Origin of the sequence: Paenibacillus sp. 22594 (genome assembly GCF_052044425.1) — a bacterium.
Lineage (GTDB): Bacteria > Bacillota > Bacilli > Paenibacillales > Paenibacillaceae > Paenibacillus_AQ.
Genome location: NZ_JBQENA010000004.1, coordinates 1 through 19,741, shown reverse-complemented (window position 1 = coordinate 19,741; position 19,741 = coordinate 1). Strand labels below are relative to the sequence as shown.

Below are 19,741 nucleotides of genomic sequence, written 5' to 3'. Positions count from 1 at the left end.
GTTTGGCTGGGGTTTGATCTCGTGCTTCGATATGGGTTGCATCTTATGGCAATAGTATCGTCTGTAATAAATCCCTCAACAACAGCCTACTTGAGCACGAGTTCCTGAATGTCTTCGAGAACTTTGCTACTAATTGGGAATAAGAAGCTGCTGAAGGAATCGCTTCTGCAAGAGAGAATCCACAATCAAAGCGAAATAGGATGGCTCATCTAGTCTTTTCAATAAATGTTTAATAATAATTCAAGCAACAAGAGAATAGACCATTGCTGAAAAAAATATAACATCAAATCAATGTTTCCGTTCCAATCCAAACAAATTGTGTAGTGTAAATAGACTCTTGTGTCGAATATAGGTCATAGGGAGTTCACCTCGTCTCTTTGGTTTGCTTAGTCGCTTAACCTATTCGAGATTTGGGGAGGCACTCCTTTTTTATTCCTGAAGAACCTTGTTATTACATGGGCTGAGATTTATGGGATTGATTCTTTTACTATTAATGTGGGGGTAGAACATGACGACCTGTATTATGGAGGATATGCGTATGATAATCGAAGTTTCAGACGTGGTCAAAAAGTACAATAAACTCGATGTGTTGAAAGGGGTTAATCTGAGCATACGTGAAGGTGAGATATTTGGGTTGCTAGGACCTAATGGGGCTGGAAAGTCTACGTTGATGAATGCGATATTAGGACTTTTACGTTTTAACAGTGGCTCAGTGAAGATACTTGGCAAAGACTTTTCTACACATGCGACAGAAATTAAACGTCAAATTGGTTACGTTCCTCAAGAAATTGCTATATTTGAAACGTTAAATGCGATAGATAATGTCACTTATTGGGGCAGATTGTATGGTCTGCGAGGAAATGAATTAGCAAAAATGGTTAAGAAGGCACTGGAGTTTACTGGTCTGTGGGACAGACGGAAATCGAAAGTGAGCACTTTTTCAGGCGGCATGAAAAGAAGGCTCAATATTGCTTGTGCGATTGTGCATAAACCGCGTGTTCTATTTATGGACGAACCGACGGTTGGGGTTGATCCGCAATCACGCAATCATATCTTGGAATCTATCCGTATAATGAACAAAGAAGGCACGACGGTCATTTATACGACTCACTATATGGAAGAGATTGAAGCAATCTGTGACCGTGTTGCTATCATGGATTTCGGCCAGATAATTGCACTTGGGACAATTGACGAATTAATCGCAGACCATATCCACGAACAGTGCCTAAGATTGGAACTCACTGCTAATACAGCAGAAGTTGTCAAAGTAATCGAGTCCTTTGATGGAGTCTTGTCCTTTAGTGTTAACAAAGAGATATTAGAAATTAAACTAGATAAAGGTGACAGTTGTATTCCTCGTTTATTGGAAGAATTAATCAAGCAACACTTTAACATAAAATTTATGACAGTAGAAAAACCGGATTTGGAAACTGTTTTCCTCCAATTAACAGGTAAAAAGTTGCGTGATTAATTCGGAAAAGAGGATATGAAATGAATATTTTGTTCCAGATGTTCTATGCGGTTAAACGGATAATCATGAATCCAAAAGCAATTTTAATTAATCTGCTTACATATGCTATCATTATTCTCATTTTGGGTTCGGTATTCGGTAGTACATATGATATACAAAAGTCATTGGGGAAGGTCACAATAGCTTATGTAAACCTTGATTCAGGCAGGTATGGCGCTATTTTTGATGCTGTTTTGCATTCAAATGATGTTACTCAGCTTGCGAAACTAAAGCCGGTTAAGTCATTAGATGATGGCAAAGTTCTTATTAATAAGGATAAAGCAGATGCCATTATTTATATTCCTGATAATTTCTCTAACGATAGAGATCTCCCCCATGTCGTCAATGTTTACTTATCAACAGAATACGGTGTACCTACGCTGGTTGTTAAGAACATTGTAAGCAGTCTAACCAATTTGATGAATACGTCTAGCGTTATTTACAACTTAACAGGACAAACAGAAGTCGATGCGATGAGTTCCGAGCCGCAGAAGAATAATGAAGAAAATGTCAAAGAACAATCCTTAACAAGTTCAAATTCAAGTTTGCAAGCGACGACTGCGATGGGGTATTACAGCATAGCGATGATACTGATGCTTTTATTATACGGGCAAGAATACGGTATTTTTATGGCGTCTGAAGACTATTTAGGCACTTTAGGTAATCGAATGCGCTTGTCTGTTGTGAAACCGTATGTACAATATATTGGCAAAGGACTTGGTTTGTCATTGGTGACATTTTTCCAAGGGGTCATCTTACTTTTGTTAACAAAGTACGTATATGGTGTGGATTGGGGAAACCATATCGTAGTTGTACTTCTTACTTTGTTTATATTATCCATACTCGTTACACTACTTGGGATGATGCTGGTTATTATTACACGTAGCATTGAAAAAGCACAATCATTATCCAATTTTATAACGCTGGGGGGGACTTTCATCGTTGGCGGTTTTGTAATCGTGGACTTTGGATCACTTGCCTATCTATCACCAAGCTATTATGCTAAGACTGCTCTTTTCAATGTCATATATGGGAATCAAGTGGAACAGGCACTTATTAATATTGGAGTAATGATATTAATTTGTGTCGGATTAGTGCTTGTAAGCCTGGTTGCTTCGAGGAGGACGGTAGAATGACAATATTTCTTAATTGTATTAGACGTGTTTTCCAGAAGGGTTGGAGTTTGTTGTTTATTTTTGTTATACCTATTTTACTGATTGTTTTTTTGATTGTGGTGACATCTCAGGAAGTTCAATATAAAGTTGGGATAATAGATGAAGACAATACCATGTTCACGCAAGATTTTATAGAAGAATTGAAGGGGCAGTACGAGATTATCAATCTGACGAGTAATGATGATGTCAAAGGCATGGTTATCAATTCAGAACTAGACGGTGGGTTGCTTTTTCAGCAGGGCTTCACTGAAAGCTTGTTGAATGGTGAGGACGTCTCTGTATTAATCTATGATTTAGCAGGTACTGACATCTTTGGTCCTGTAAAAGTGTATGTGTCAAGCTATGTATCTTCTGCAAAACAAATTGCAAGAGCGTCTGGAGGTGATGAGAAGATTTTTCACCAAGGCATGGACTATTACAAGAACAGCATGTTCAACGTTACATATGAAAGTGGGCTTAAGTATGCAGGCTCAGAACGAGATGTCAGGAATGCAGTAAAATCATTAGGATTTATTGCTTGTGGTATGATATTTCTCATGACATTCTCCACCAGAATAATCTTGCAGGATAAACTATCAGGTGTGTATGATCGTATTGCAGTTACGCCCGTTTCAAGATTAAGTTATCTCATACAAAATATGCTGGCATGTTTTGTTATCGCTGCTATTCAATCAGTATTGTTACTGAACATTATATCTAGCATAGTAGATTTTCCATTCGGGCAGACCTCTGAGGAGAAACAAGAAGTGTTGCTCGTGTGCTTGGCTTTCTCTCTTGTTTGTGTCGCTCTAGGTGTAGCAATCAGTAGATTCTCGAACACCCGCCTAATGGCTAGTTCGCTCTCGACTTTAATTTACTTTCCTATGCTAATGCTGGGGGGGTGTTTTTGGCCGCGGGAGATTATGCCTAAATTTGCGCAGCAGATCGGAGATTTTTTTCCGACGACATGGTTTTTGCAAGCAGGTAGGGATGTTATAGCCGGGAAAGGTATTGCTGCTGCTTCACAGCAACTGATATATATGCTTAGCTTTGCAGCTCTACTTATATTTGTTTCTTTTATCGTAAGAAATGAAAAGGTTAGGACGTGATATGAACATAGAAACAATTTTGATAGATCAAAAAAGTAAATGATATGTTAAGACAGGTCGTAATCCAATGGATTACGACCTGTCTTAACATCCAAGGAGGGAGCGTTTATGTATAACATAGCGATATTACTGCCAGGCACGGGATCACAATATTTAAAGATGGGAAAGTCCATGTATGACAACTATGCATCTGCAAAAAGAGTTTATGATATTGCTGACGAGTGTCTAGGTTATCATCTTCGAGAACGAATTATGTACGGTGATAGTAAGGAATTCAATGATACAACATTTGTGCAGGCAGCTATTTTGACAACGAGTATTGCGTTTTTTACTGTATTTCAAGATGTATTTAATATCAAGGCGGATTATTATGCAGGTCGCAATATAGGAGAACTGTCGGCATTAGTTTGTTCAGGGGCAATCGATTTTTCAGACGCACTTAATTTTATTGTAGAACATAACCAAATTACTTTGTCCCAAAGTGATACATCAGATAGGGAAGAAATATCGTTTCGGTTACAGGAGATTATCGCAAAAATACCCTTAAAAAGGCATGTTGAAAACGTTGTCACCGCTGTAGATGGCAAAATATATACAGACAGTGAAGATATCGTAAGGCTAATGTTACAACCTTATACTCAGACACGTTGGCAAGATACAATTCGATATATGACGGGCCAAGGTATTTATCGCTACATTGAAATAGGTCCTTCCAACATGTTACGTCCTCAGGTGTTAGAGGTTGAGCCTGCAGCACGCGTTCTTACCATGGATCATGAAGGCGACCCTTATTATTCCACCGAACTGTTTAAGAAAAAGAAGTTATTTAACAGGACGTATTTGTTGTCAAGAATGTTAGGAGTTGCAGTTAGTGTACCAAACAATAATTTTAACGATAAGGATTATCTTCAAAATGTCGTGATGCCGTACAATCAGTTGAATGACATCTATGATAAGTATTCGTACTCCAATGAACAACCTTCCGACTTAGATATGGCAGATGCAAGCCGCTATTTTATGCAAATTATGCATGGGAAAAGGAGTGATGCAAATGAGATAAAGCTAAGGCTATCCGATCTTCAGGAAGAAACGCTTATCGAAGATGTTGATATGTTCACTGATTTGAATAAGAACACGTTACTAACAAATGGCACACCGGTTAGTGGTTTGTTTTAAGGAAGGAGCGAACAATGTGATAACAACTAAAAAGACAGTTGCAATGGACCTCGTTATCTCCATGTTCAAAGAGGGGAGAATAGATAAAGCAGAAGCAGGACAAATATTAAAGGGTCTGAATTCGCAAAAGACACCAGTTGCTATAGTTGGGATAGGTTGGAAATCCCCTGTATCAGATAATTATAATGACATATGGGATGTAATATCAAACAAGCGCACGTTAATACAGGCATGTCCAAAGGATAGAATAACATGTGCTACGCAATTATTGGGTAGGTTAGATACAGATGAGCGTAATTATCATTACGGTGCCATTTTATCAGATATCGATCAGTTTGATTATGAATTATTTGGATTATCGCATGAAGATGCATCATTGATGGAACCTAGCCATAGAATCATGCTTCAAGCTGCTTACCGGGCACTTGAAGATGCGGGGTATCTTAGCACAGACCGCAGAAATGAGATTACAGGTGTGTATATCGCCGCTAATTTTACTGCTAATCAAATAACTAATTATCTTAAGTACATCGGTGATGTTAACATGAAATCGTATATGTTGAATTGGACAAGCTTTCTTGCTACACGCCTTTCAAATCAATTTGATTTGCGAGGTCCTTCAACTGTGATTGAGAATAGCTGTGTTAGTGCTGCATTAGCGCTTTATGAGGCTTGCAATTTGCTTGAAATGGGTAAAATTACGTCAGCACTTGTCGGGGGAATCAATATTTCGCATTTGCTTGATAAAAGAATAGTATTGAATGAAGTTTTTCATCATGCGCCGGATATTGCGAGTAAAGGCTATGATGATGAGCCTGGAGGTAACTATGTAGGTGAAGGAGCAATCGCCTTGTTTTTAAAGCCGCTTGATAAGGCTGTGGCAGATCAAGACCGGATACATGGAATTATCAGGGGAGTAGATACAAATAATAGTGGTGGGGCTTCCAGTGACTTTCTTCAAACAAGTTCGGAAATGATTACAGAAGTCGTACAGAGAGCGCTTATCGATGCGAATCTACGAGCGGAAGATATTACGTATGTTGACGGTGAAGGGTATTGTGAAAGAATTGAACAAGCGTTAGAAGTTAAAGGATTAATTAATGGCTTTCAAACTTCTACACAGAAAAAACAATATTGTGCACTTGGCATATCGAGTGCTAATTTAGGCTATTCAGAAGCAATGCTAGGTATGAGTAATGCTGTGTGTTGTGTGCTTGCCTTAAAGCATAAGCAGATACCGCCTGTCTATAAATTTGATACCCCTTCCGCCTATTTGGATTTAATCAATTCGCCATTTTACATAAATGACAAATTAAAAGACTGGGAAGTTGAGGAAGGAAAAAAACGTATTGCTGCATCGTTTTCTAGTGGATATGGTGGAGGGAATGCACTAGCCATATATGAAGAGTATGTTCCTGATGAACATAATTTCCAGCCGTGGATTAAAGACTCCTATTTATTTTGTATTTCGGGGCACACATTTGTTTCCTTGCAACAGACAATTAGCAAGTTCACAGAATTTATAAAGGAATATAAAGATACGGAGAAGGCTAACACGCTTGATTTTTCCTATACGGTTCTAGCACGTCGCCAGCATTATAGTCCATTTCGTCTAGCGGTTGTTTACCGTACATTTGATGAACTCTATGAGGCTTTAAGCCAATGGATCGTCCAAAACAAATCCAGTTGTGATATTTACTATGATAACAAAAGAAAAAAGAGCGTTGCAGAAAATCGTGATGTAGAGCAAGGCATGCTATCTTCTTTTGCCAATCACGATATGCGTGAAATAGCTCAGTACTATGTGAATGGTCATGCCATTGATTTTAATAAGTTGTTTCATGACGAAAAGCCCAAACTGATAGATGTTCCAGGTTACTGTTTTACACAATCGAAATGTTGGATAGGAGGGTAGATTAGGGCGTTAATGAACGGCCTAATCAATTATAATGATGAGAAAAGCATTCTATTTTCCAGGACAAGGTTCACAGTATGTTGGTATGGGAAAAGCACTATGTGAAAATTCTAAAATTGCTTCAGATGTATTTGCGGAAGCGAGTGAGGTATTGTCACTTGATCTAAAGAAGTTGTGCTTTGAAAGTGATCAAGTAAATTTGACATTAACACATAATGCCCAGCCTGCAATATTAACAACAAGTGTAGCCATGTTTCGTGTACTGATGGACAGGCACATGATTAAACCCGATTTAATGGCTGGACATAGTTTAGGTGAGATTACTGCACTCACTTGTGCAGGTGCCATTGATTTTGCGGATGCTGTCAGAATTGTGCGCAAACGGGGAGAGTTGATGCAAGAAGCGATTGCACCGGAAGCAGGTTGCATGGTATCAGTGTTGATGCGTGATGTGGAGAAACTTGAGCATATTTGTCGTTCGGTTTCTCAATCAAACCAAATGGTAAGTATCTCAAATTATAACTCACGCACACAAACTGTTATTTCTGGGCATCGTAAATCTGTTGATCAGGTTGTAAATGTATTGAATGAAGAAGGAATAAAATCTGTTTATCTCAATGTAAGTGCTCCATTTCACTGTAACATTATGCAACCAGTCGCAACGCTTTTTGAAGAAGAACTTAATAAATACCGGTTTAAAGATTTTACGATACCTGTCCTTTCTAACGTAACAGCTAAGCCTTACCTTAGCAGTGAAGATATCATTCCTAATCTCACAGCGCAAATGTATACACCTGTTCGCTGGGTAGACTGCATGCTCTATGCTAAAAAATATATGATCCAGTATGGCGTGGAAGTAGGTCCGGGACATGTACTTAAAAACTTGATGAATAACATTTTCGGTGACACGCCTATATTTGCATATGATCATGTTGAAGATATCGCAAAGCTGGAAAAACATATTCAGAATACTGCTATTCCGTTTTTGTCCAGAAGTTTAGGTATTATTGCGGCTACCCGTAATAATAACTGGGATAGTGAACAATACCAACGAGGGGTTATTGAACCCTATAACAAGTTAAGTGCACTTCAGAGCGAGATTGAGAAGGAAGGAAGAACTGCTACTGAAGATGAGATGCAACAGGCTATTACGATGATGCTAATGGTTTTCAAAACGAAACAAACAAGCCGGGAAGAACAGATCGCAAGATTAAAAGAGTTATTTAGAGATTCCAATACGGAAACCATTTTTGAGCCTTTTGATTACAATGCAATTTAACAAAAGAAGGGGGCTATCCAGTGGATTTGAATATGATTAAGCAAATACCGTATTCGCTATCTGATTCCGATTGTCATGAACCTTCTATTCAAGATATAGCGATCATTGGTTTACATGCACAAGTTGGAAAAGCCAACAATGTTAAAGAGTTTTGGGATTATATCCGTGATGGGATGGATTTGGTCACTGATTTTCCGCAACAACGGTATCAAGATGCGGTTCGAACATATCAGTACATGCACCAGAAGGAGATACCTGAAAGTTTAGGGCAAAGTGCGTATATGGACCGAATCGATTTATTCGATCCAAGTGTATTTAATATCTCACCCCGGGAAGCTGAATTCATGGATCCGGCGCAACGTATGTTTTTGGAGTCGGCTTGGACAGCACTTGAGGATGCAGGCTATGGTGGCGGTTGTTTAAAGGGAAGTCCGACAGGTGTGTTTTTGGGCCATACAAGTCCACCTGATTCTTACCGTTCGTTGCTGAAAGAGAGTGATGAGCATACGTACGGAATTTCAGTTTCTGGAAATGTGGATGCCATTATCGCAAGTAGAATCAGCTACATATTAAATTTAAGAGGACCTGCAGTTAATATTGATACGACTTGCTCTTCTTCTTTGGTAGCTGTACATATGGCTTGTGAGCAAATTAAAAATGGTAGTATTACAATGGCGATTGCGGGTGCTGTTCGCTTCAAAATGACACCTGCACCACAAGTGATTAAGAACAAGATGGGAGTTGAATCTTCTTCTTCCAGAACAAAGACGTTTAACTATGATGCTGATGGTACAGGCACAGGAGAAGGTGTTGTATGTTTCATCCTCAAGTTGTTACGCGAAGCTGTCCGCGACCGCGATAATATTTACGCGGTTATTAAAGGGGGGAGTATCAACCAGGATGGAGCTTCAATTGGCATTACTGCACCAAATGCTGAAGCTCAAGAATCTGTCATAAGAGGGGCATGGAAAGATGCTCGAATTAATCCTGAGACGATATCATATATTGAAGCGCATGGTACAGCAACAAAACTCGGTGATCCTGTTGAAATTAATGGTATCGAACGTGCGTTCAGCCGAGTGACAGACAAAAAACAATTCTGTGCAATCGGATCTGTGAAGAGCAACGTGGGTCACCTTGATAGTGCAGCTGGAGCGGTAGGGCTGCTTAAAGCAGTTTTAATGCTAAAGCATAAGCAATTACCTCCAACGCTTCACTTTACAGCACCTAACCAAAAGATTAATTTTTCATCATCTCCTGTTTATGTTAATGATAAGTTATGTCATTGGGAGTCAACGCATTATCCAAGACGGTGTGGCGTTAGTTCCTTTGGCATGAGCGGAACAAACTGCCACATCATCTTAGAAGAAGCTCCCCAAACAGATAGTGTAATACATAGTCCAAAGCAGTCTAGAATCTTTACGGTTTCAGCCAAAGATGAACAGACCGTTCGCCGTTATATTGAGCAGTATAAGCAATACCTAATGCAAACGCCAAACTGCAATCTTGATGATTTATGCTATACCGCCAATGTCGGAAGAGTTCATTTTGGGTGTCGATTTGCGATGATTCTTCATTCTCCGGAAGATCTTTTCGCAATTAGCTTCACAGAGCATTCTAAGGATAACCGGTATGTCTACAGCGAACATAAAATAACGGATTCAGATATTACGGATGGATATATTCACCGCAATACGGTGCAATTAATTTCGCAAAAAGCTGCTGAAATAACACAGCAAATTATCCATGAGTCGGACAAGGACCCAAATAAAGACTTGTTAAATGCATTAATTGCACTATATGTCCAAGGGGCGACTATTGACTGGGCACAATTATATGGAAGAGAAGAACGACGTAAGTTGAGCATCCCTACTTATCCGTTCGATCACAAAAGATATTGGGTTTCGTTACCGTCTAGGCAAGAAAAAGAAATGTTTGAATCTCGCAAAAAGAATCTTCATCCATTAGTTCATACATGTGTAGTAGACACCCATCGTATGCATGTATATATGACAGAGATGAATGTTGAACAATGTTGGGAATTAAAATGTCATATGATAAATGGTGTTCATATTTTACCTGGCACTGTTTTTTTTGAAATGGCAGTATTTGTAAGTGAGCGGTTTCTAAAACATGCTCAATTTAATATTGAGAATTTATTATATCTTGTTCCATTTGCTTGTGGCACCCATGAAACTCGTACAATCCATACCATTATAAGAGAAGAACATGATGGTATTACTGTAAACTGCTTTAGTAAAAATAATAAGGAAATTGAATGGATTCATCATTTAGAAGTATCTGTGCGCACAAGAAAACATGCGCCTCCTAAAAATATATCAATCGATGTCCCATCGATAATAGCTCGTTGCGAGGTAATTGATAGGCATACATCATTGGCACCTAAATCAATCGTGGAAATTAAAGGGAATAAATGGAATAACTTATCGGCACTTTATAAAAATGATACAGAACTTTTACTTTATTTCTCAGTTGATAAAGCCTTACTAAAAGAATTGGATCAATATATACTGTTTCCGTCTTTACTTGATCCGGCAATTAATTCTGGAAATTTGATTATTAATGATGTCTTTTTGCCGTTCTCCTGTGAACAAGCGCGCTTCTATCAACCTCTTCCGGCTAGAATGTATAGCTATATTAAATTAAAAGAGCAAGAGCGTGCAACGGAGGAGTTTGCGGCTTTTGATATCACGCTACTGGACGAGAATGGTCGTATCATTGGGGAGCTGAACAATTATGTTATTAAAAAAATCCATGATGAGGAAAACTTTATGAGGTCATCCCAACATCAGTATAGAACGACACACTGGATTGCTTGCCCTGACGCCTTTGATAAAGCGGTGAATGTTGTAAAGGAAGACGATTGCATTCTCATCATGTATCGTCGAGAGCAACTCAATTCGTCTTTGATGTTGCAGATGCGACAGTACTTTGGAGAACGGATGATAGCTGTAGAGTTAGGAGAGGCATATGATTTTGCTACCATTCTATCTTCATTGGCGAAGGAGAAGATCAAATATATTGTTCATATTGCTTCGCTTATGTATGAAGAGGTGCAAACAGCCTCACAGCTTGTAACAGAGATGGAATTGCTCTTCAAAAGCACATTTAACCTGGTAAAGGAATTACTTAACCAAGAAGTTCGTCATTCTATAAACTTGGTTATATTCACCTCGAATGCAACAAAAGTAACCGGTGAGGAAGAACGGATTCAACCGTTGAGCTACGGATTGAGTGGTATGGTCAATTCGATTGGCAGAGAGTATGCGAACATACAGACACGCGTAATAGATATTGATGACGATACTTCTGCAGACGTTCTAATCGAAGACATGCTTAGCAATGAAGCGTTGCATGCTGTGTCCTATCGAAAAAATGTTAAGTATATGCAACAACTTAACAATATCGCACAGGGAACAACTCTTGATGATGAACAAATGACGTTAATCGATAACGGGGTTTATATCATCACAGGTGGCTTAGGCGGCATGGGGTTAGCCATTTCCCAGCACTTATTCAGTCTTAATCCTACTATTAATATCGTATTACTTAATAGAACTTATTCGAGAGATACATTTTCGCTTCTATCGGATCCTGTTGATCCAATTCTGCGCAAGAAACTGGAGCAGGTGCAGAACCTTTGGTCTCAAGGGTTCTCATTGGATATTATGCAGGTTGATATTTCTGACTATGTACAAATGGATGTTACATTACAGCAAATACGAGATGCACATGGAGCGATCCACGGGGTGATACATGCTGCCGGTATTGCTGGAGATGGTTTCATTATGAATAAGACATGGCAAACATATGAATCGGTTTTAAGACCGAAAATTGCCGGAACCTGGATAATGCATGAACTGACACGCAATGATCCATTAAGCTTTTTTGTGATGTGTTCTTCTTATTCTTCCATATTCGGTTCAGCGGGACAGAGCGATTATGTCGCTGCGAATGCGTTTATGGATAGTTTTACATATTACCGCCGTACATTAGGGTTGCCTAGTTTGACAATTAACTGGACAGGGTGGCGTGAATCTGGAATGGCGGTAGTAAGTGGTATAAGAGAAGAAGGGGTGTATGCGCGATTCCTTAATGATGAGGAAGGAGCTGCCGCTCTCTGGCATGCTTTGGAAACAAAGTTGCCACAGGTACTGATCGGAGATATAGATTATAAAGCACTAGAGAGGGAACACGGCAATCTTATTATCAGTTTGTTTGAGGATAATAGCAATCTTAGAGGTAACGACCAGAGCCATTGGATTAAGGAAACTAACCCCGAAGACAAAGAGATCGTTGTGATCGGTAAGAATAAGAGTGATCTTACTGTTATTGAAAGAAATGTAATCTACGCTTGGTCGCAAGCTCTCGGTAAAGATCAAGTAGATATCCATGCTAAATTTTTTGAATCGGGTGGCAATTCATTGCTTGCTGCATATCTTCAAAAAGAACTGAATAAGTTCTACCCTGGCATCATCGTGATCACTGATATGTTTGTATATTCTACAGTAGTAGAAATTGCACAACATATTGAGGCAAAGACAATGAAGAGCGACAAGATAACAGTTAAGAAAGAAAGTAGTAATAACATAAAAGATATGATAGACCAATTCGTTGCAGGGGATATGAATATGGAGCAAGTGCTATCTTTGCTTGATAAGCACAATTAAAAGGAGTGATTTAGTTATGAACACTGTAAAGAGATTTATTTTAGATCAACTCAGCAAGCAGCATATTTCCCAAACAGAAGCAGTAAATTTGTTAGCAAAGCTTCAAAAAAATGAAGAAGATGAATTAACCGAAATAGCGGTCATTGGCGTTGCAAGCAAGTTGCCTATGTCAAAAAATTCAGGGGAATTCTGGGATAATTTAGTGAATGGTAGGTTGTGTTTTGTACCGAAACCTGAAGATAGACTCATTTTTGACGAGATGATATTAAAGAATATGGCTTTTGGCGAGTATATCGGCTATACACCTTCGCCAGAAAATTATGACAAACTTGAGCAGTTTCAAGGTGGTTATATTACGGATTGGGATAAATTTGATGCCGGCTTTTTCGGGATTCCTCCACGGGAAGCACGCTATATCGAACCTGAGCAAAGGGTATTCATGGAAACTGCGATGACAGCAATCGAAGATGCCGGTTATAGCATTCCGACGATAACCAATTCGAACATGGGTGTATTTGTAGGAAAAGATCAAACAAACTCTATCCATTATAAACACCTGACCGTAGATGATCAGATGAAACTAAGTGGATTTTGGAGTGGTATCTTAGCAAGTCGTATTAGCTATACGTTTAACTTAAAAGGGCCAGCTTTCATCGTTGATACTGCCTGCTCTTCCGGACTTGTCGCCGTACATGAAGCGTGTAGTGCGCTTCGCAATCAAGAGTGTGATATGGCACTAGCAGGTGGGATTAACCTCGGCACCGCTGGTCTATATATGCAAGATAGTGCTAACAAGGAAACTTCAGATGAGGATATGAATATTATGGACTCCGTCCAATCCACAGATTATCGCATCCGCACCTTCGATAAGAAGAGCAGTGGTACAGTGTTCTCTGAAGGTGTAGTTGTATTCTTATTGAAGCCACTAAAGAAAGCGATAAAAGATGGCGACCACATTTATGGTGTGATAAAGGGGAGCTCAGTAAACAATGATGGGGCTTCAAACGGTATCACTGCTCCGAATCCGCTTGCTCAGGAGGAAGTCATCATTAATGCGTGGAAAAGAGCTAACGTTTCACCTGAATCTATCAGTTACGTTGAGACACATGGTACTGGAACGTTGCTCGGTGACCCGATTGAAGTTACTGGCTTATCTAATGCTTTTTCAAAATTTACGGATAAAAAGCAATTCTGTGGAATTGGCTCTGTGAAAACAAACATTGGACATTCGATCGGTGCTGCCGGCCCAGCAAATCTATTAAAAGTTCTTCTATCTATGAAACATCGGATGTTACCACCGAGTCTTCATTTTGAGGAGACGAATCCATACATTAATTTTATCGATTCACCATTATATGTAGTCGACAAATGCATGGACTGGGATAGCGGGGAAATGCCGCTGCGAGCAGGAATAAGTGCATTTGGTTTCAGTGGAACAAATTGCCACCTTATTGTGGAAGAATATAAGGATTCTGCTCTGTTACCGGACACGACTTTAGATAATGTACTTACTCTATCGGCAAAAACAGAAACTGCTTTGCTAAGCTTAATTCATAATTATGAACAGTTTCTTGAAAATGAACAAAATATACCGGTCGGTAACCTATGCTATACAGCGAACACGGGCCGGGGGCATTATTCCTATCGAATCGCTATTGTCTTCAATACTCTCAAAGATTTAACAGAAAAACTTGCTCTTTTGAACAAAAATGATTTAAAAAGTATGGCCACTCATCGCATTTACTATGGAAAAAATTATGTCGTATCAGATAAGCGGCAAAGTATAAATGAAGGCGATATTTTAACTAGTGAGCTAAATCGCATAACACAAGAAGCGCAAAACCTTGTATTAACAGGGAGCGATTTGGGTGAAAATAGTTCACATCTTTCCCAGCTTTGTGAGCTTTATGTGAAAGGGGCCACAGTTGATTGGAAGCAGTTGTATCAAAATGGCGCATATAAGCGCGTTTCTTTACCAACATATCCATTTGATAGAACGCATTATTGGGCTGAAGCGGTTTCAGCGGCACAATCTATCCTTAATAAACCGGATAGTACGATATTACATCCGCTTGTTCATCATTGTATTGTTGATTCGATGAAGCAAAGTGTGTATCTCATTAATCCCGAACTAACAAAAGAATGGGTTATAACCGACCATAAGCTTATGGGCACCCATCTGCTGGTCGGAACGGCAATTGTTGAAATGATTAAAGAAGCATGCCAGCATTGTTTTAACAATGCAAATATTGTGATTCAGGATCTCGTTTTTATGGCTCCGTTGCTAGCATATGAAGGGGAGAGGGATATCCATATTGTTATTACTCACAATGACGTTAATGCAGAATTTTCGCTTGTATCTAGGCATGAGGAATCTACTGGGGACGTGTGGATAGAACATTCCAAAGGTACGGTTTGTATTCATGATGATATGCCGCCTAAACAGTTATCATTTTCAGAAATAGAATCAGATCCCGCTTTAATAAAGTTTAATGTTAAACAAACGTCGGAAGAAGAAGAACTGTTTCAAAATAATTGGGGGGGGGAGAGTGCTAATTATTTTGGTGAGCGTTGGAATTCCATATTAAACTTCTTCACCAAAGAAAATGGTGATCGGGATGAAGTTATAACCGAGATACAAATTTCAGACAAGTATTTGTCTGATCTAGACCATTTTTCTTTCCATCCGGCATTAGTTGACGATGCAATTAATGTACCTGTTATCCGAATTTATTCGGGCGGGCTTAGATTATTGCCTTTATCGTATAAAAACTTAAAATTTTATCGCCGAATTCCGAGTCATTTTTACAGTAAGCTTGCTTTGACGAAGGATGCTAACACGGAAGTTTTTACGTTCAGCGTTTCACTCGTGGATATGTCTGGAAATCTCATCGCAGAGGTGGAAGAAGTCACACTTAGGCAAATCAGAAAAATGAATGAGTTTAATAAGAACTCCTTCTACGGTATAAACTGGATGCTGCAGCCGGTAACGATGCAAAAAACTCGGAATGTGCAAGGTAATATATTGTTTTTTTGTGATAAGGGTGAATACTATGCTCGTGCACTTGCAGAACGAGTCCAGCATCAAGACAGCCAATTGTTTTTTGTCTCAATTGGCAAAAAATTCAGCCAAATCAATGCAACCCAGTTTACTGTTGGTGAAGATGAGGAAGATTATGATAAACTGCTTGCTGCGATTGGTGTGGATAATCTTTGTTCAGTATACCACTTCAGTACCGTTGACTTTACACGAACGGATGTTTCAGCAGAGCGATACGGAGAAGAATTACATCAAGGTCTCTATAGTGTAGTTTATTTGACCAGAGCGATACTTAGAACGATCCGTGATTCTGTCGAGTTTGTGTTGTTGACTGACTATGCACATGAAGTAACAGGGGAAGAAGCTTGTATCAAGCCTGCACACGCAGCCTTTCTGGCAGTAACCAAGTCAACTGTGACAGAGTATCCTAATCTTCGCTATCGTTGTATCGACATAGATGAGGTAACAGATTTGGAGACTGTGCTAGATGAGGTGTTGACGGAGTATCCAACCTTCCGCGTCGCATATCGAAACAATCAACGATTCACGGAGGCACTTACTGTAATCGAGCAGAAACAAGAATTGGTAAGGGAGATAGAGATTAAGCAAACAGGTGTCTATTTAATTACAGGAGGTACCGGTGGATTAGGTTTACAAATGGCATTAGATTTAGGGAATAAGGGAGCACGAACAATCTGCCTTCTAGCTCGTAAAGCATTGCCTGACCGGTCAACGTGGCAAACAGTACTGTTGAATGGGGATCCTAAACTTAAAACCCTTATTGAATCGATCTTATATCTTGAAAACCTAGGATGTACTGTTTTGCTTCGATATACGGATGTTAGTGATATGGTACAAATGGAAAGCATTCTATCAGAGCTAAAAGCTGCATATGGTCCTATTAATGGCATTATCCACTGCGCGGGAATAGCAGGAGATGGATTTCTGTTTAACAAAAATATGAATTCATTTCGTGATGTCATAAGACCAAAAATTAATGGTACGGTAGTATTGGATGCTCTGACAAGAGGAGAAACGCTTGATTTCTTTATTCTGTTTTCTTCGATGACATCTTTGTTCGGAGGACCAGGGCAGAGTGATTATACCGCAGCTAACGCTTTCCTTGATGCATATGCGCCATACCTTCGCAAAAAAGGTGTACCTGTACAAACAGTGAACTGGCCAGGATGGAGTGAAGTTGGCATGGCAGTAGATTATCAGGTTGCTGATGCCGTTACCTTGTTCCGTTCACTGGAGACAGAAGTAGCTATTCAGGCGCTAAATGAGATCATAAAGCACGATTTAAGTCATGTTGTACCGGGGAAAATTAATTATGACATTCTTCAACAAATAGGGGAGAATAATCTTCCATTTAAACTATCGCCATGGTTGAAGAAAAATCTTGATCGTCATATAAGTCGTAACAATACACAGAGAAAACAAGTAGTAAAACAGACGATTACACCAGATGATGTACACGTTATAGGTAAAAATGATAATTATACGACTACAGAGAATGAAGTGGCGTTCCGCTATGCTATCGTTTTGGATTTAAGGGAGATTGATATCTATGAGAGCTTTAATGCTCTCGGAGGGGATTCCATTCACGCGATGGAGCTTTTAAAGGAAATAAATGTAATATATCCTAGAACGATTGATATCACGGATATTTTTACTCACTCTTCAGTAGAAGAATTAGCGGGGCTCATTGATAAGAAGCGCGGTATCAGTCCAGATCAATCCGATGACATGGCGTTTAATGTACCAAATTATGAATTGTCAGATGATGATATTATGTCAATGCTAGACAATGTGGAACAAGGCAATGCATCCTCTTTCGATGAAGCGATAAAAGTAATTAAAAGTAACAAATGATAAATGATACATGACTGTATCATTACATCTCGCATTGTCGGATTGAAGAAAGGAGTTATTGATATGGGCAATGAAATCAAGTTATTTTGCATTCCTTACTCAGGGGGTTCCGCCGAAGTATATCGTAGATGGAACAAATCGTTACATAGTGATATACAATTATTCCCGGTAGAATTGCCGGGTCATGGCAAGAGATTATTTGAGCCACTTCAAGACGATATAAATACTATTGTTGAGGATATCACTGCCACGATAGCAAGCAATCTTAATTCGAACGATAATTATGCGATATATGGACATAGTTTAGGTTCATTACTTACGTTTGAAACGTATTTCAAGTTAATCGAGAACGGTGTTCATAAACCGCAGCATATTTTTTTTAGTGGACGTAAAGCACCGCAAAATATGCATAACAAAACTTCATTTCATCGATTGCCAGACGAACAATTTTTGCACGCAGTTATGAGTTATGGGGGCAATACGCATGAAATAGTTGAAAATCAAGAGTTGCTTGATTTATTCTTACCGATATTACGTGCTGATTTTAAGATATCAGAGACGTATTGTCACCAAGAGAAGAAGGATAAGATCGCTTGTGATATTACTGTCATTAATGGCCGCAACGACCACAGTGCCATAATGTATGACATGAGCGAGTGGGGGTATTATGCAGGTGGGGCAACGGCTTTTCATTCGGTAGATGGTGGACACTTTTTTGTTACAGAGAATTATGGACCTGTTGTGGATATTATCAAGCAAACTTTGAGAATAGCGGATAACATTCTAGACAGGCAAATTGTGAACTAATCCTCATTCATCTTAATTAGAAAAGAGGTTTTAATCAATGAACAGTAATGTTATTTGGGGGATAGTATTATTAGCGCTGAGTTTGTTCCTTAAGCCATTGTTAGCGGTTTTGGGGCTGAATGAAAAGTTTGGATTGTTCTGGCAAGGTGAAACTGTGTTTACAGTGAGTCCACTCTTAGTTCGGGTTATTCTGGGAGTAATTGGGGTTATTATGCTTATCATGGGCGGTATGCAAGTAGCAAAGCAAAAGAATGAATAATTGAAAGGATAGCGAGCCATTATGAGAAAATTCGTTCCAAACAGGAAACATGAAGAAGACAAGTCTTCATATTGGACATATTTACTTGATGATGATAATCCGACTGCGATTAAGCCACTCTTCCCGTACAAAATGAGTTCAAAAAGGACAGCGGATACGAGTCAAATTGACTGGGTATTTCCACAACATGTATGCGAAAAACTTACAAAACTTAGCCAAGCATGCACTATCTCTATGAACGTTATTATAGATGCTGCTTGGGGACTTGTTTTGCAAAAATATAATTATACTGATGATGTCATGTTTGGAACAATAATCGACGATCCACTTTTGAACAGTGTTATTCCGGTAAGAATGAGGTGTAATCAAGACGACGTATTATTTGATCTTTTACAGCAACTAAATGAACAAGAAGCGGAAAGTAGGAAATATGTCCACTGTGATATATTACCCCAAAAAATCAATCACTTGATTAAAACGGTTTGTACAATTAAGGATCGAACAACGGACGAGGGGAAACCATTCGTACACTTCCCCCTTGAGGAACAATTATCTGATATTTCACCTGATTTGCTTCTTGATTTTTCTTTTGATTGTAATCAGTTGAACGTAGTGATTCATTTTGATGAATTAAATTATACCAAATTTGAAATAAGCAATATACTAACAATGCTAACGATTGCTTTATCTGCCTTTGCTGAGGATTCGGAAAGGAAGGTAGGTGATATTTCATTCGTGAGCGATGAGGATAGAGATAAAATCTTAACCCAGTTTCAAACCAAGCCAACGCAATATCCGCACGAGGAATCGATCAAAAGCCTATTTGAGGCGCAGGTTAAGAAAACACCGGATCGGATAGCAATATCCTGCGGGACGGAGCAGCTGACGTATACGGAGTTAAATGCGAAGGCAAACATCGTTGCCAA

The 19,741-nt window shown here is 39.1% G+C and carries 11 protein-coding genes; all 11 read left to right on the top strand.

The window, feature by feature from the left end:
* Nucleotides 1-538: 538 nt before the first annotated feature.
* A complete protein-coding gene (locus ACTJKB_RS14155; RefSeq protein ID WP_440834782.1) occupies nucleotides 539-1,471 on the top strand; it encodes an ABC transporter ATP-binding protein in 933 nt (310 codons plus the stop codon).
* A gap of 20 nt (nucleotides 1,472-1,491) precedes the next feature.
* Nucleotides 1,492-2,646 carry an ABC transporter permease gene (locus ACTJKB_RS14150; protein ID WP_440834780.1) on the top strand — a complete coding sequence of 385 codons (1,155 nt, stop codon included), beginning with the start codon at nucleotides 1,492-1,494 and terminating at the stop codon, nucleotides 2,644-2,646.
* Nucleotides 2,643-3,773, top strand: a complete 1,131-nt coding sequence (locus ACTJKB_RS14145; protein WP_440834779.1) for an ABC transporter permease — start codon at nucleotides 2,643-2,645, stop codon at nucleotides 3,771-3,773. The genes ACTJKB_RS14150 and ACTJKB_RS14145 overlap by 4 nt, the downstream gene beginning before the upstream one ends.
* Nucleotides 3,774-3,881: 108 nt before the next feature.
* Complete coding sequence (locus ACTJKB_RS14140; protein WP_440834778.1) at nucleotides 3,882-4,949, top strand: ACP S-malonyltransferase; 1,068 nt, start codon at nucleotides 3,882-3,884, stop codon at nucleotides 4,947-4,949.
* Nucleotides 4,950-4,965: 16 nt separating this feature from the next.
* Nucleotides 4,966-6,864 (top strand): beta-ketoacyl synthase N-terminal-like domain-containing protein, encoded by a 1,899-nt coding sequence (locus tag ACTJKB_RS14135; RefSeq protein ID WP_440834777.1) that lies wholly within the window; start codon nucleotides 4,966-4,968, stop codon nucleotides 6,862-6,864.
* 37 nt (nucleotides 6,865-6,901) lie between these two features.
* Nucleotides 6,902-8,143 carry an ACP S-malonyltransferase gene (gene fabD / locus ACTJKB_RS14130; RefSeq protein ID WP_440834776.1) on the top strand — a complete coding sequence of 414 codons (1,242 nt, stop codon included), beginning with the start codon at nucleotides 6,902-6,904 and terminating at the stop codon, nucleotides 8,141-8,143.
* 20 nt (nucleotides 8,144-8,163) lie between these two features.
* Nucleotides 8,164-12,834, top strand: coding sequence for an SDR family NAD(P)-dependent oxidoreductase (locus tag ACTJKB_RS14125; RefSeq protein ID WP_440834775.1), 4,671 nt, complete (start codon nucleotides 8,164-8,166; stop codon nucleotides 12,832-12,834).
* Between the two features lie 16 nt (nucleotides 12,835-12,850).
* Nucleotides 12,851-17,749: an SDR family NAD(P)-dependent oxidoreductase gene (locus tag ACTJKB_RS14120; RefSeq protein WP_440834774.1), complete on the top strand. Its 4,899-nt coding sequence runs from the start codon at nucleotides 12,851-12,853 to the stop codon at nucleotides 17,747-17,749.
* A 63-nt stretch (nucleotides 17,750-17,812) separates the two neighbouring features.
* Entirely contained in the window at nucleotides 17,813-18,556 is a 744-nt protein-coding gene (locus ACTJKB_RS14115) for a thioesterase II family protein (RefSeq protein WP_440834773.1), read from the top strand.
* 37 nt (nucleotides 18,557-18,593) lie between these two features.
* Nucleotides 18,594-18,815 carry a hypothetical protein gene (locus tag ACTJKB_RS14110; protein ID WP_440834772.1) on the top strand — a complete coding sequence of 74 codons (222 nt, stop codon included), beginning with the start codon at nucleotides 18,594-18,596 and terminating at the stop codon, nucleotides 18,813-18,815.
* Between the two features lie 21 nt (nucleotides 18,816-18,836).
* The coding region (locus ACTJKB_RS14105) for a condensation domain-containing protein (RefSeq protein WP_440834771.1) at nucleotides 18,837-19,741 on the top strand (905 nt) is incomplete at its 3' end.